This window comes from Bacillus sp. BC05(2025), from assembly GCF_056725905.1.
In genome coordinates this window covers 543,592-558,396 of the sequence record NZ_JBWYRA010000003.1, presented here as the reverse complement: position 1 = coordinate 558,396, position 14,805 = coordinate 543,592, and the positions used below count along the sequence as shown (strand labels likewise).

Below are 14,805 nucleotides of genomic sequence, written 5' to 3'. Positions count from 1 at the left end.
CTTTATTTTACAAGAAAAACTTACGAATGTCATTCCAAGTTACAACTAACATAAGTAACATTAATAATGCAAAACCAATAAAGTGAACCATTCCTTCTTTTTGGCGATCAATTGGTTTCCCTCGTAACGCTTCAATTAAGAAGAAGAATAAACGTCCACCATCTAAAGCAGGAACTGGTAGTAAATTAAATAAACCAAGGTTAATACTTAATACTGCAGCTAAACTTAATACACGCGTAAATCCATAATCTACTACTTGATCTGTTAGATTATAAATTCCTACTGGACCTGACAACTCATTAATAGAAAATTGACCAGTTACTAATTTCACAAGAGACTCAAAAATTAGTTTCGTCCATTGGTATGTTTGTTCAAAACCTGATTTAATAGAACCCATCACTGTTTTCTCTACAGGAGAGTATACACCGATTCTACCAACTTCTTCTTTACCTTCTTTATCAAGCGTTGGCGTTACTTTCACATTAAACTGTTCACTCTCACGCTTTACTTGTAACGTAATTTCTTTATTCGGGTTTTCACGTACAATGGTAACAACATCTTTCCATGTACTTGTGTTTTTCCCATCAATTGCTTGAATTGTATCATTTTCTTTTAATCCCGCTTGCTCTGCTGCACTATTCTCCATTACTTTTCCGACCATTGGCTTGTCAACAGGAACACCTTGTACAAATCCAAGAATCACAAAAATAACAAACGCTAAAATGAAGTTCATTGCAGGACCCGCAAAGATTGTTAGGGCACGTTGACCTAATTTTTTAGAGCCAAACTGCCTGTTATACGGAGCAATTTGAATTTCTTCACCAGCAGTAATAATACGAGCCTTTTCATTCACTCGGAATGTTTGAAGCTCTTCCTCGTACTCTTCATAGCCCGAAATTGTTAAATTATGTTCTAAATCAGCTTGTTCCACTTCAATAACGCGAACATTTGGATACTTTTCATATCCATCAAAAACTAATTTTGCAACTTCGTCTTTTTCATTTAATACAAGGCCAACCTTTTTCCCAGGCTTTAACTCTACTGTGTCTGCATCCTCGCCAGCCATTCTTACATAGCCACCAAGGGGCAGTAATCGAATCGTATACACCGTTTCATTCTTTTCAAATGAGAATATTTTCGGACCAAAACCAATCGCAAACTCACGGCATAAAATACCTGCTCTTTTTGCGAAATATAGATGCCCTAGCTCATGGAAAAATACGAGTGCACCGAAAATTAATATAAAGGCAATCGCTGTATTCAATTCCATACCACCTTTGCTAAATTTGTTCCATCACAAACCGTCTTGTGGTTGCATCAATTTCCAGAATTTCCTCTAAGCTCGGACGTGCAATGACATTGTGATGGTTCATTGCTTTTTCAATGAGGTCTTCCACTGTTAAGAAACCAATTCTCTTTTGTAAAAAAGCTTCAACAGCTACTTCATTCGCTGCATTCATTACAGCTGGCATACTTCCACCTGCTTTTCCAGCTTCATACGCAAAGCGCAAGCAACGGAAACGTTCTTGGTTCATTTTCTCAAAATGCAATGTACCCATTTCCCATAAATTTAACTGCTTTGTGTCTGAAAGAGGTAATCGATCAGGATATGTAAGTGCGTATTGAATTGGTACTCGCATATCAGGTGAGCCAAGCTGTGCCATCACACTACGATCTTCAAATTCAACCATAGAATGAATAATACTTTCTTTATGTAAAACAACATCGATTTGCTCATAAGGGATACCAAAAAGCCAATGTGCTTCAATTACTTCTAGCCCCTTATTCATCATTGTAGCAGAATCAATTGTAATTTTCGAACCCATTGACCAATTTGGATGTCGAAGCGCATCTTCTACGGTCACATGATGCAATTCATCTCTCGTTTTATCGCGGAAACTTCCTCCAGAAGCCGTAATAATTAGCCGAGAAATTCTTTTTTCATTTTCACCATTCAAGCATTGAAAAATAGCTGAATGTTCACTGTCTACTGGAAGTAACGAAACATTATGTTTTCGCGCTGCTTCCATTACAAGATGCCCTGCAGTTACTAACGTTTCTTTGTTTGCAATTCCAATTGTTTTTTTCGCCTCAATTGCACGAAGTGTTGGTAACAACCCTACGCTACCTACAACAGCATTTACTACAATCTCTGCATCTGGATGTAATGCTACTTCTAAAAGCCCTTCACTACCATATACAATTTTTGTATTACCAGAGACAGATTGTAATTTTAAAACATCTTCCTCTCTTTGCACAGAGACAATTTGCGGAGAAAATTCTTGAATTACCTTTACTGCGTAGTCAATATTTTTCCCTACAGAAAAAGCAACGAGACGGAATTGGTCTGGGTGCGAGCGTAATACATCTAAAGTTTGTGTACCAATTGATCCGCTTGCACCTAATAAACTAATGTTTTTCATGACTCCAACCCCTCGTTCATTTATTAATTGTATTGTAATAAGAAGTAGAGAATTGGTAAAACAAATAACCAACTATCTGTTCGATCTAATATACCACCATGTCCAGGTAAAATTGTACCTGAATCTTTTACTCCATAATGACGTTTAAATGCAGATTGTACTAAATCACCAATTTGTCCAAAAATAGAAATGATAATTGTCAACACAATTAAAATTCCTACATTTGCCTCAACTGGGAAGAACATATTGTAAACAATTGCCACAACAATCCCACAAACGATGCCGCCCAATGAACCTTCAATCGTTTTATTTGGACTAATTTCTGGCCATAATTTTCTTTTTCCTAATGCTTTTCCTACGAAATATGCGCCTGAATCAGTAGCCCATATAACAAATAATGCGCAAAACACATATTTAATTCCTAAAATTCTCGTTTCATTCAAATATAAGAATCCCATTGCAACATATGTTGTTGCCATTAGTAAAAAGGAAGCATGGTCAAAAGTAAATGTATTCTTAGAAAGGACTGTATATGATAAAAGTAATAAAACAATCACAAATGTGATTTCTAATTTACCTAATCCAATCCATGTAAACAGTTCTGATGCACTACTCGGAATTAAAATAACCCATAATAATACTGCAGCTAAAACTGTTGGTACTGAAATAAGCGTAAGCTTATTCATACGAATTAATTCATATAAACCTATAGAAGCAAGTGCATACACTAAAACCGTAAAAGGCACGCCACCGTAAATTACGATGGGAATGAATAGCGCGGCAGCAACCACTCCAGTAATAATTCTCTGTTTCACTACCAAACCCTCTCTTTCTACACGCCTCCGAATCTGCGCCCTCTATGTTGAAAGTCTGTAATCGCATTTAGCAAATGTTCCTCAGTAAAATCTGGCCAATACACATCTGTAAACCAAAATTCCGAATATGCAATTTGCCATAACATGAAATTACTAATACGTAGCTCTCCGCTCGTACGGATTAACAACTCTGGATCAGGTAAAGAACTCGTCATTAAGTAGGAAGAAAGCATTTCTTCACTTACATCTTCTACACGAATCTTTCCTTCCTCACTATCTCTCATCATATGTTGCACAGCAGAAACGATTTCATCTCGACTTCCATAGTTTAACGCGAAATTCAGAATTAATCCCGTATTCTCTTTCGTATCTTCCATGGCCTTCTCCATCGCTCTGCGTGTATGCGTAGGAAGACGATCTTGTTGTCCTATTACTCGGACTTGTACGTTCTCTTCAATCAATTCTGGTAAAAATGTACCTAAAAATTCTTCCGGAAGCCTCATTAAATAATCAACTTCCTTTTTCGGTCTTTTCCAGTTCTCAGTTGAAAAAGCATAAAGAGTCAATACTTTTACATTAAGTTTGCTTGCAAATTTTGTGATTTTCTTTACAACTTGCATGCCTTCATGATGTCCCGCAATACGAGGCATCGCTCTCCTCTTTGCCCATCTTCCATTACCATCCATAATGATGGCAATGTGTTCTGGGATGTATCCTTTTTTCACTTCTTCAACGAGATGATCAAACGATGTGTCCTTTTTACCTTTAAAAAAAGGAAAGTTTTTAAACATCATTCATACCCTCCAGCAAGCAGACGTATGCCTAAAAGTGTAAAAAGACCCCCTTAAGAAGAGGGTCATATTTGCGAAAGTATCGCTATTACACTTCCATGATTTCTTTTTCTTTGTTTTTTGCGATTTCGTCAACTTTTGCAATATATTTATCTGTTTCTTTTTGGATATCTTCAGTATATCCTCTTAAATCATCTTCTGTAATCTCGCCAGCTTTTTCAAGCTTCTTAAGATCATCGTTACCGTCACGACGTACGTTACGAACAGCAACTTTTGCTTCTTCAGCATATTTTTTCACAACTTTTACAAGATCACGACGACGCTCTTCTGTTAATGCAGGGAATGCAATACGAATTACAGTTCCGTCATTAGAAGGGTTTAAGCCTAAATCTGCTTTTAAAATTGCTTTTTCGATATCACCGATAGAAGTTTTATCATAAGGTTGAATTACAAGTAAACGTGCTTCTGGAACTGTAATGTTCGCTAATTGCACAACTGGTGTTGGTGCACCATAGTAATCAACTTGTACTTTATCTAATACAGACGCGCTTGCACGGCCAGCGCGAACTGTTGCTAATTCACGAGAATAAGCAGCAACTGCTTTTTCCATTTTTTCATTTGAAGACTTTAATACTTGTTGTCCCATATTTATTTCCCCCTTACAACTGTTCCGATATTTTCGCCTAAAACGGCACGTTTAATATTACCTTTTTCCATAACTGAGAATACAATTAACGGAATATCGTTATCCATACATAGAGAAGAAGCTGTAGAATCCATTACACCTAAACCTTCTTTTAATACATCTAAGTAAGTAAGCGTTTCGTATTTCGTAGCTGTTGGGTCAATAGATGGGTCCGCATTGTATACGCCATCTACATTGTTTTTCGCCATTAAAATTACGTCTGCTTCAATTTCTGCCGCACGTAATGCCGCTGTTGTATCTGTAGAGAAGTATGGATTACCTGTACCTGCTGCAAAGATAACAACACGTTTCTTCTCTAAGTGACGAACTGCTTTACGACGAATGTAAGGCTCTGCCACTTGACGCATTTCAATTGAAGTTTGTACGCGAGTTTGAATTCCAATGTTCTCTAAGCTATCTTGAAGAGCTAATGAATTCATAACTGTTGCTAACATGCCCATGTAATCTGCTCCTGCACGATCCATGCCCATCTCACTTCCAATTTTTCCACGCCAAATGTTACCGCCACCAACAACAACAGCAACCTCTACATCTAGTTCTGCAATTTCTTTCACTTGTTCCGCAACTGACTTAATAACAGCTGGGTTAATTCCAAATCCTTGCTCGCCAGCTAAAGCTTCTCCACTTAGCTTTAAAACGACACGATTATATTTCGGTTTACTCATAATGAACCTCCAATTGCTTACATCTTTATTTTAAAAAAGGGAACACAATGTGTTCCCTAATCTGTATTAGTTACTACCTTTTACTTGGTTCATTACTTCTTCAGCGAAGTTGTCTTCGCGTTTTTCGATACCTTCACCAACAGCGTAGCGAACGAATCCTTTTAATGTTCCGCCTTTAGACTCAACGAACTGACGAACTTTCATATCAGGGTTTTTAACGAATGCTTGGTCAAGTAAGCAAATTTCTTCGAAGAATTTGCCAAGACGGCCTTCAACCATTTTTGCAACGATTTTTTCAGGCTTGCCTTCGTTTAATGCTTGTTGTGTTAATACTTGACGCTCATGCTCAACTTCTTCAGCTGTTACAGCATCGCGGTCGATGTATTTAGGGTTAACTGCAGCGATGTGCATTGCAACATCTTTAGCAGCTGCTTCGTCAGTAGAACCTTCAAGAACTGTTAGAACACCAATGCGTCCACCCATGTGTAGGTAAGCGCCGAATGCATCTGCATCAGTTTTTGATACGATTTCGAAACGACGAAGTGTAAGTTTTTCACCAATTTTAGCAATTGCTTCATTGATGTGCTCTTCAACCTTTTTACCGTTTTCCATTGTTTGAGCCATAGCTTCTTCAACGTTAGCTGGTTTGTTAGTTAATAAGTGAGCAGCTAATTCTTTAATTAATGTTTGGAAACCTTCGTTTTTCGCAACGAAATCAGTTTCAGAGTTTAATTCTAAGATTAAACCGTCGTTACCGTTTGTTTCGATGAAAGTTAAACCTTCAGCAGCGATGCGGTCTGCTTTTTTAGCAGCTTTCGCGATACCTTTTTCACGTAAGAAGTCAATTGCCTTCTCCATGTCGCCGTTAGTTTCTGTTAAAGCTTTTTTGCAGTCCATCATACCTGCGCCAGTTTTTTCACGTAATTCTTTTACCATTTGTGCAGTGATTGCCATACTTTTCATCCTCCTAAAATATGTATTTATACCTTTTATAAAGGTGTTTATACCTTAAAAAAGGTGATAAAAGGCCGAACCCCTTATCACCTTTCCAACTTTGTTACGCAGTAACAGTTTCTTCACCTTGTTTTGCTTCAAGGATCGCGTCTGCCATTTTAGATGTAAGAAGTTTTACAGCACGAATTGCATCATCGTTTGCTGGGATAACGTGATCGATTTCGTCTGGATCACAGTTTGTATCAACGATACCGATGATTGGAATGTGTAATTTGCGTGCTTCAGCAACTGCAATACGCTCTTTACGAGGGTCTACTACGAATAATGCACTTGGAAGACCTTTCATATCTTTAATACCACCTAAGAATTTCTCAAGACGCTCTAACTCTTTTTTAAGTTGAACAACTTCTTTCTTAGGTAGTACTTCGAAAGTACCATCTTCTTGCATTCTTTCGATGTCTTTAAGACGCTTGATACGCTTTTGGATTGTTTGGAAGTTTGTTAAAGTTCCACCTAACCAACGTTGGTTAACGAAGTACATACCAGCACGAGTTGCTTCTTCTTTAATAGCTTCTTGTGCTTGTTTTTTAGTACCTACGAATAAGATGTCTCCGCCTTCAGCAGCGATGTCACGCATAACTTTGAAAGCTTCCTCAACTTTTTTCACAGTTTTTTGTAAGTCGATGATGTAGATACCGTTACGCTCTGTGAAAATGTAACGCTTCATTTTTGGGTTCCAACGACGAGTTTGATGTCCGAAGTGAACACCAGCTTCAAGCAATTGCTTCATAGAAATTACTGACATAATATAGTTCCTCCTAAATGGTTTTTGATATCCTCCGTTTACTTCATCTCTAAGCGAAACTACAAACGTAGCACCAACACTTAAATCAGTAAACGTGTGTACTTTGTACTGACACCACTGCTTACTATATCATACTGAAATATTACAATCAAGTCGAAAATGCGAACAATGTAAAACTTTCTTTGTCCATACTCGAATTCTAGTATTACCAACCTGCATTTCTTTTAAGCAAAAAAGTAAAATTCAATTCATAGCTTTTCAAAAGAATAAGATTATGACGCTATTTACAAACAACATCAATCTGTTATACAAAAAAACTCTCCTCAAAAACATGAGGAGAGTTTTATAAATTAGTTTGTTTTTAATTTAGCGAGTTCATGTAAGAATTTGTCGTTTAATACTTTAATGTATGTTCCTTTCATACCTAACGAACGTGACTCAATTACACCAGCACTTTCTAATTTACGAAGTGCATTTACGATTACTGAACGAGTGATTCCTACGCGATCAGCAATCTTACTTGCAACAAGTAAACCTTCTGTTCCGTTTAACTCTTCGAAGATGTGCTCGATTGCTTCTAACTCACTGTAAGATAATGAGCTGATCGCCATTTGAACAACAGCTTTGCTACGTGCTTCTTCTTCGATTTCTTCTGCTTTTTCACGTAAAATTTCCATACCTACAACAGTTGAGCTGTACTCAGCAAGGATTAAATCATCGTCCAAGAACTCTTGACCAAGACGAGCTAATACTAATGTACCTAAGCGCTCACCGCCACCAACAATCGGTACGATTGTAGTTAAACCTTGACCAAATAATTCTTTATTTTCTACTGGGAATGCTGTGTAAGCACTGTTTACATCTAAGTTTGAAGATGTTTCTGTAATGTTGAATAAGCTTTGTGTATACTCTTCTGGGAATTGACGCTCTGCAAGCATTTGTTTCATACGCTCATTCTCGATTTGTTGGTGAATTGCATATCCTAGTAATTTACCACGACGACTTACTACGAATACGTTCGCTTCGATTACTTCACACATTGTGTCAGACATTTCTCTAAAGTTTACAGGCTTTCCTGCTGCGCTCTGTAATAACGCATTTAATTTTCTTGTTTTTGCTAATAATTCCATTTCAAAAGTTCCTCCTACATATTACTCACATATTTTTTCATCACTTGGAAACTAGGGCGAGTCACCTGATGACACTATTACAAAATAAACTGGCTCACATCTTTATTTTTAGCAATCGTTGCTAATTTCTCCTCAACGTATTGAGGTGTTATCGTTATTTTCTCTAACGTAATTTCAGATGCTTCAAACGATAAATCTTCAAGGAGCTTCTCCATAATCGTATGAAGTCTTCTTGCTCCAATATTATCTGTATCCTGATTAACTTGATAAGCAATCTCAGCAATCTTACGAATAGCTTCGTCTGAAAATTCAATTTCTATACCTTCAGTCGCTAATAAAGCCATATATTGTTTAATTAACGCATTGTCAGGCTCGATTAATATTTTAACAAAATCATCAGTCGATAATTTTGTTAATTCTACTCGAATCGGAAATCTCCCTTGTAATTCCGGAATTAAATCCGACGGTTTAGACATATGAAACGCTCCAGCTGCAACGAATAAAATATAATCCGTTTTTACTGATCCGTATTTTGTCGCAACATTCGATCCTTCTACAATTGGCAAAATGTCACGTTGCACACCTTCACGTGATACATCTACGCTATTCGACTGCTTACCAGCAATTTTGTCAATTTCATCGATAAAAATAATCCCGAGCTGTTCAGCACGATAAACAGCCTCTTGTGTAACTTCATCCATATCAATTAAGCGCTGTGCTTCCTCATTTGTCAAGACTTTTCTTGCTTCTTTTACAGAAAGTTTACGTTTTTTTGTTTTTTTCGGCATAAAACTTCCTAACGCATCTTGGAAATTCATTCCCATTTGTTCCATGCCAGTTCCTTGTAACATATCAAACATAGAAGACTGTTGTTCAGTCACTTCAATCGATACAATCTCATCTTCAAGAAGTCCTGCAGCAAGCTTTCTTTCGACGTCTTGACGTTTCTTTTCGATTTCAACATCTTCCTGTGAATCTGTTGTTTGATTTGAATTTTGAGCGCCACCAAATAACATTTCTAATGGGTTTTTAAATCCAGATTGCTTCTCCGGGCTCGGCACTAAAATTTCAACAAGACGTTGGTTCGCTTGTTCTTCTGCTTTGTCTTGTACGTTAACTACCATTTCTTCTTTCACGATACGAACTGACGTTTCCACAAGGTCACGTACCATCGATTCTACATCTCTACCTACATATCCAACTTCTGTAAATTTAGTAGCTTCAACCTTAATAAAAGGTGCTCCAACGAGTTTCGCCATTCGTCGTGCTACCTCTGTTTTACCAACACCTGTCGGTCCAATCATTAAAATATTTTTAGGTGCAATTTCATCACGTAGATTTTCAGCTAATTTACTTCGGCGGTATCGATTTCTTAAAGCTACAGCAACCGCTTTCTTCGCATCTTTTTGACCGATAATGTATTGATCTAATTTTTCCACAATTTGACGCGGAGTAAAATGTAAATGCATATAAAATGCCTCCCTTACGATTCTACAATTCTTCCACAATTATATTGTGGTTTGTATACACACAAATATCGCCTGCAATGTCTAAACTCGCTTTCGCAATTTGCTTCGCTGTTAAATGTTCACTTGCATATTGCTTTAAAGCACGACCTGCTGAAAGCGCATAATTCCCGCCAGATCCAATTGCTAAAATACCATCATCCGGTTCAATCACTTCTCCTGTACCTGATACAAGGAGCATCGTTGTTTTATCCATGACAATAAGCATCGCTTCTAGCTGACGTAACATTTTGTCGCCACGCCATTGTTTCGCCATTTCAACAGCAGCACGCTGCAAGTTCCCATTATACTCTTCTAATTTTCCTTCAAACATTTCAAAAAGAGTAAATGCATCAGCAACCGATCCTGCAAAACCAGCTAAAACTTTCCCTTGGAAAAGTTTACGAACTTTACGAGCTGTATGTTTCATTACAACAGCATTTCCCATTGTCACCTGGCCATCTCCAGCCATTGCACATTCTCCATTATGATGAACTGCAAATATCGTTGTAGCGTGGAAATTTCCCATAGAAAAAACTCCTTTATATGTTTTTATAGCTTTAAAAGCAATTTATGCCCGTGGGTGATGCTTCATGTAGACAGATCGCAATCTTTCTTTAGAGACATGCGTATAAATTTGTGTCGTCGACAAATTCTCATGACCGAGTAGCTCCTGTACAGTACGTAAATCTGCCCCTTCATCTAACATGTGTGTAGCAAATGTATGCCTTAACATGTGAGGACTTATCCGCATTGTCAGTGAAGCTTTCTTAATGAGTTCGTTTAATACATATCGTACCCCTCGACTTGTCAGCGGCGTACCTTTCGCGTTTAAAAATACCATATGAGATTGTTCTTCAGTTTTTTGAGCTAACTGTTTTCTCCCGTTCTCTATATAAGTAATTAAAGCATCTTGTGCATAGCTCCCGAACGGAATATACCTTTGTTTTTTTCCTTTTCCCATTACTAAAATTGTTCCCACCGCGAAGTCAATATCGGTAAGTTGTAAATTGACACATTCACTCACACGGATCCCAGTCGCATACATCAACTCTAATAAAGCTTGATTCCTTTGACCTAGCGGTGTTTCCGTATCAGAAACTTCAAATAATTCCTCTAATTCTTCAGCATATAAAAACTTTGGGATTGACAATTCTTTTTTGGGGAGTGACGCAAGTGCAAACGGATTATCTTTTCGATAACCTTCACGCATCAAAAAACGATATAAACTTCGTAAGCTTGATACTTTTCTTGCGACAGATTTACGGGCTAACTTTTCATCGTGCAACGTCGTTAAGTACAAACGAACATCCGCGTATGTAATATCTAAAAAAGAGGATATGCCTTCTCGCTCCATAAATTGCACAAAATGTTCTAAATCATTTTGATAACTTGCAATTGTATATTTTGAATAATTTCTTTCAATTTGTAAATATCCAACGAATAATTGTAACAATTTCTTCACATTCACACAAATCACCTCAATAAAGGCTACTAAATCGTATCACAACTTAGTAGCCTTTGCAAGAAATTTAACTAAATATTTACAAAATTTCGAATCGTTTCTAAAGCGCGTGTTGCATAAGCTTCATTACGTTCTGCTTTCTTCTTAATTTTCTTCTCTAACGGCGCAAACAGTCCGAAGTTCGCATTCATTGGTTGGAAGTTTTTCGCGTTTGTCGCAGTAATATAGTTCGCCATACTTCCCATTGCAGTTACAGGCGGTAATACAACTGGCTCTTCACCTTTCACAAGTCGAGCAGCATTAATACCTGCTAGCAATCCTGAAGCCGCCGATTCAACATATCCCTCTACTCCAGTCATTTGACCAGCGAAGAATAAATCATCACGTTGTTTATATTGGTATGTTGGACGAAGTAAATTAGGTGAGTTAATAAACGTATTACGATGCATAACACCATAACGTACAATCTCCGCATTTTCCAGTCCTGGAATCAACTGTAATACTTCTTTTTGTGGTCCCCACTTTAAATGCGTTTGGAAACCTACGATATTATATAGCGTTCCCGCTGCATCGTCCTGACGTAACTGAACAACAGCATATGGCGTTTTCCCTGTTTTCGGATCTTCTAATCCAACAGGCTTCATCGGCCCAAATACTAGTGTCTGTCTTCCTCTACTTGCCATAACTTCTACCGGCATACAACCTTCAAAGAAAATTTCTTTTTCAAATTCTTTTAAAGGTACTGTTTCAGCAGCGATTAAAGCCTCGTAAAAACGATCAAATTCCTCTTCCGTCATTGGGCAGTTTAAATATGCTGCTTCACCTTTATCGTAACGAGATTTTAAATACACTTTATTCATATCAATGCTGTCTTTCTCAACAATCGGTGCTGCAGCATCATAGAAATAAAAATAGTCTTCACCTGTTAATTCTTTTAATTGTGCAGAAAGATCAGGTGACGTAAGTGGACCTGTCGCGATAACAGTAGGACCTTCTGGGATTTCAGTGATTTCTTCATTCATCACAGTTACGTTTGGATGGTTCTTCACGTATTCCGTTACTTTTGCCGCAAACTCATGACGATCTACAGCTAAAGCCCCTCCTGCTGGTACAGAGCACTCATCAGCTGCACGGATAATAACAGAATCCATTAAGCGCATTTCTTCTTTAATAACACCAACAGCATTTGTTAATGTGTTCGCACGAAGCGAGTTACTACATACTAACTCTGCAAATTTATCTGTGTGATGAGCTGGCGTCTGCCTTACCGGTCTCATTTCATATAATCTTACTTGGACACCACGTTTTGCAATTTGGTAAGCTGCTTCGCTTCCTGCAAGACCTGCACCAATGACGTTTACTACTTGTGTTGTCATATATTTATCACCTTTCCTTTTCTTCCCGAAAAAAATGTGAGCAGTTACGCTCACATTTGTTGTTCTTCTTCATAATCACACGAAATACATTGTACTTGCACGCCTTTTTTCAACTTCTTCTCCACTAGCATACCTTCGCACTTCGGACATTTACGACCAATCGGCTTATCCCAAGATACAAAGTCACACTCTGGATACGTACCGCATCCATAGAAAAGACGTTTCTTTTTATTACTACGACGCTCAATAATTTGACCTTTATCACATTTCGGACAAGTAACACCGATTTCTTTCACAATCGGTTTTGTATTACGACAATCTGGGAAATTCGAACAAGCCATAAACTTCCCATATTTACCCATTTTAAAGACCATTGGGTGATTACATAATTCACAGTCTTCCCCAGCTGGTTCATCTTTAATTTCTACTTCACGCATTTCTTTTTCCGCTTTTTCTAAACGCGGTTCAAATCCTACGTAGAAATCATCAACAATTTTTACCCAATTCGCATTTCCTTCTTCTACTTCATCGAGGCTTTGCTCCATGTTAGCAGTAAATTCGATGTTAATAATTTCTGGGAAAAACTCTAAAATAAGTTCAATTACTATTTCACCAAGTTCAGTTGGAACGAATCGTTTATTATCCAAACCTACATATCCACGTTTTTGAATTGTTTCAAGTGTCGGTACGTAAGTCGACGGTCTTCCAATTCCAAGCTCTTCAAGTGTTCTTACTAGACGAGCCTCTGTATAGCGCGGCGGCGGTTGTGTAAAGTGTTGCTTCGGTTCTAAATCCTTCGAAAATACTGTTTCCCCTACTTCTAAAGGTGGTAACATCTTATCCTTTTCTTCAGCACCGTCATCTTTCGACTCTACATACACTTTCATAAATCCTGGGAACTTTACAACCGATCCACTTGCACGGAACTGAACATTGTTATTAATGAGTCTCGCTGTCACAGTATCCATTATAGCAGACGCCATTTGACTTGCAACAAATCGCTCCCAAATCAATTTATACAATCGAAGTTGATCACGACTTAAGAAACTCTTTAGTTCCTCTGGCTTTCTCATTACCGAAGTAGGACGAATTGCCTCATGCGCATCTTGTGCGTTCGATTTCTTCGTCTCTTTCTTCTTTTCTGTTCCTATGTATTCCGCACCAAACGCCTCAGTAATGTAAGCACGCGCCTCTGTTTGAGCTGTTTCTGAGATACGTGTTGAATCAGTTCTCATATACGTAATTAAACCGACAGTTCCTTGTTTTCCAAGATCAATTCCTTCATACAATTGCTGCGCAAGCATCATCGTTTTCTTTGCTCGCATGTTTAACTTACGCGCTGCCTCTTGTTGCAAGGAAGATGTCGTAAACGGTAATGCAGGATTACGTTTTCGCTCTTTTCGCGTTACATTTTCAACTGAGAACGCATTATCTTTCAGCTGTTCAATTATTTCATTCACTTGCGTTTCATTCGTTAATTGAACTTTTTCACCATCTACACCGTAAAAGCTTGCTTCAAATGTGTCTTTCCCTTTCACAAATTCTGTCTTAATTGTCCAGAATTCTTCAGGCTCAAAACTTTGAATTTCTCTTTCACGTTCGATAATTAAACGAACTGCTACAGATTGTACGCGTCCTGCACTTAATCCTTTTTTTACTTTCTTCCATAATAAAGGACTAATATTGTAACCAACAAGACGATCTAGTATACGTCTTGCTTGTTGTGCATCTACTAAATCCATATTGATCGCTCGAGGATGTTTGAATGATTCTTTTATTGCATCTTTTGTAATCTCATTAAACACAACTCGGCAATCTGATTCAACGTCCACATTTAACGTATTGGCTAAATGCCAAGCAATAGCTTCCCCTTCGCGGTCTGGATCGGCCGCGAGATAGACTTTCTTTGCTTTTTTTGCCGCTGATTTTAAGTCTTTTAAGACGGGACCTTTACCACGAATGGTAATGTACTTCGGGGTGAAGTTGTTCTTTACTTCTATCCCCATTTGGCTTTTAGGTAAATCGCGAACGTGTCCCATAGACGCGACAACTTTGTATTTTTTCCCTAAATATTTCTCAATGGTCTTCGCCTTAGAAGGCGACTCCACGATTACGAGGTAATCTGACATGCTAGTGCCTCCTTAAGAGGTGGATTCAAGTCTTCATTAAT

General features: G+C 37.9%; 14 protein-coding genes. All 14 read right to left on the bottom strand.

The window, feature by feature from the left end:
- Positions 1–7: 7 nt before the first annotated feature.
- On the bottom strand, positions 8–1,264 hold the full coding sequence (gene rseP / locus ACZ76X_RS13670) for an RIP metalloprotease RseP (RefSeq protein ID WP_142286748.1): 1,257 nt from the start codon (positions 1,262–1,264) through the stop codon (positions 8–10).
- Between the two features lie 16 nt (positions 1,265–1,280).
- Positions 1,281–2,423, bottom strand: coding sequence for a 1-deoxy-D-xylulose-5-phosphate reductoisomerase (gene dxr / locus ACZ76X_RS13665; protein ID WP_479850686.1), 1,143 nt, complete (start codon positions 2,421–2,423; stop codon positions 1,281–1,283).
- Positions 2,424–2,446: 23 nt separating this feature from the next.
- Positions 2,447–3,238 (bottom strand): phosphatidate cytidylyltransferase, encoded by a 792-nt coding sequence (gene cdsA / locus ACZ76X_RS13660; protein WP_479850685.1) that lies wholly within the window; start codon positions 3,236–3,238, stop codon positions 2,447–2,449.
- Positions 3,239–3,255: 17 nt separating this feature from the next.
- On the bottom strand, positions 3,256–4,032 hold the full coding sequence (gene uppS, locus ACZ76X_RS13655; RefSeq protein ID WP_078419066.1) for an isoprenyl transferase: 777 nt from the start codon (positions 4,030–4,032) through the stop codon (positions 3,256–3,258).
- Positions 4,033–4,117: 85 nt separating this feature from the next.
- Positions 4,118–4,675 carry a ribosome recycling factor gene (gene frr, locus ACZ76X_RS13650; RefSeq protein ID WP_000531503.1) on the bottom strand — a complete coding sequence of 186 codons (558 nt, stop codon included), beginning with the start codon at positions 4,673–4,675 and terminating at the stop codon, positions 4,118–4,120.
- A 2-nt stretch (positions 4,676–4,677) separates the two neighbouring features.
- On the bottom strand, positions 4,678–5,400 hold the full coding sequence (gene pyrH / locus ACZ76X_RS13645) for a UMP kinase (protein WP_000042663.1): 723 nt from the start codon (positions 5,398–5,400) through the stop codon (positions 4,678–4,680).
- Positions 5,401–5,466: 66 nt separating this feature from the next.
- Positions 5,467–6,354, bottom strand: coding sequence for a translation elongation factor Ts (gene tsf, locus ACZ76X_RS13640; protein WP_060631984.1), 888 nt, complete (start codon positions 6,352–6,354; stop codon positions 5,467–5,469).
- Between the two features lie 103 nt (positions 6,355–6,457).
- Entirely contained in the window at positions 6,458–7,159 is a 702-nt protein-coding gene (gene rpsB / locus ACZ76X_RS13635) for a 30S ribosomal protein S2 (protein WP_000111483.1), read from the bottom strand.
- A gap of 350 nt (positions 7,160–7,509) precedes the next feature.
- A complete protein-coding gene (gene codY, locus ACZ76X_RS13630) occupies positions 7,510–8,289 on the bottom strand; it encodes a GTP-sensing pleiotropic transcriptional regulator CodY (RefSeq protein WP_000421288.1) in 780 nt (259 codons plus the stop codon).
- A 77-nt stretch (positions 8,290–8,366) separates the two neighbouring features.
- The gene (gene hslU / locus ACZ76X_RS13625; protein WP_002194930.1) at positions 8,367–9,758 is read right to left on the bottom strand and encodes an ATP-dependent protease ATPase subunit HslU; all 1,392 of its coding nucleotides are present in this window, start codon (positions 9,756–9,758) and stop codon (positions 8,367–8,369) included.
- Positions 9,759–9,780: 22 nt separating this feature from the next.
- A complete protein-coding gene (gene hslV, locus ACZ76X_RS13620; protein ID WP_000526271.1) occupies positions 9,781–10,323 on the bottom strand; it encodes an ATP-dependent protease proteolytic subunit HslV in 543 nt (180 codons plus the stop codon).
- 42 nt (positions 10,324–10,365) lie between these two features.
- Positions 10,366–11,265, bottom strand: coding sequence for a tyrosine recombinase XerC (xerC, locus tag ACZ76X_RS13615; RefSeq protein WP_098667733.1), 900 nt, complete (start codon positions 11,263–11,265; stop codon positions 10,366–10,368).
- 65 nt (positions 11,266–11,330) lie between these two features.
- Entirely contained in the window at positions 11,331–12,635 is a 1,305-nt protein-coding gene (trmFO, locus tag ACZ76X_RS13610; protein WP_046198542.1) for an FADH(2)-oxidizing methylenetetrahydrofolate--tRNA-(uracil(54)-C(5))-methyltransferase TrmFO, read from the bottom strand.
- A 50-nt stretch (positions 12,636–12,685) separates the two neighbouring features.
- A complete protein-coding gene (topA, locus tag ACZ76X_RS13605; RefSeq protein ID WP_098667732.1) occupies positions 12,686–14,764 on the bottom strand; it encodes a type I DNA topoisomerase in 2,079 nt (692 codons plus the stop codon).
- Positions 14,765–14,805: the final 41 nt, after the last annotated feature.

Bases quoted from the DNA above. Each gene is read 5' to 3' on its own strand.
- dxr (WP_479850686.1), bottom strand. From the start codon at position 2,423: ATGAAAAACATTAGTTTATTAGGTGCAAGCGGATCAATTGGTACACAA.
- frr (WP_000531503.1), bottom strand. From the start codon at position 4,675: ATGGGACAACAAGTATTAAAGTCTTCAAATGAAAAAATGGAAAAAGCA.
- codY (WP_000421288.1), bottom strand. From the start codon at position 8,289: ATGGAATTATTAGCAAAAACAAGAAAATTAAATGCGTTATTACAGAGC.
- rpsB (WP_000111483.1), bottom strand. From the start codon at position 7,159: ATGTCAGTAATTTCTATGAAGCAATTGCTTGAAGCTGGTGTTCACTTC.
- hslV (WP_000526271.1), bottom strand. From the start codon at position 10,323: ATGGGAAATTTCCACGCTACAACGATATTTGCAGTTCATCATAATGGA.
- uppS (WP_078419066.1), bottom strand. From the start codon at position 4,032: ATGATGTTTAAAAACTTTCCTTTTTTTAAAGGTAAAAAGGACACATCG.
- topA (WP_098667732.1), bottom strand. From the start codon at position 14,764: ATGTCAGATTACCTCGTAATCGTGGAGTCGCCTTCTAAGGCGAAGACC.
- tsf (WP_060631984.1), bottom strand. From the start codon at position 6,354: ATGGCAATCACTGCACAAATGGTAAAAGAATTACGTGAAAAAACTGGC.
- pyrH (WP_000042663.1), bottom strand. From the start codon at position 5,400: ATGAGTAAACCGAAATATAATCGTGTCGTTTTAAAGCTAAGTGGAGAA.
- hslU (WP_002194930.1), bottom strand. From the start codon at position 9,758: ATGCATTTACATTTTACTCCGCGTCAAATTGTGGAAAAATTAGATCAA.
- trmFO (WP_046198542.1), bottom strand. From the start codon at position 12,635: ATGACAACACAAGTAGTAAACGTCATTGGTGCAGGTCTTGCAGGAAGC.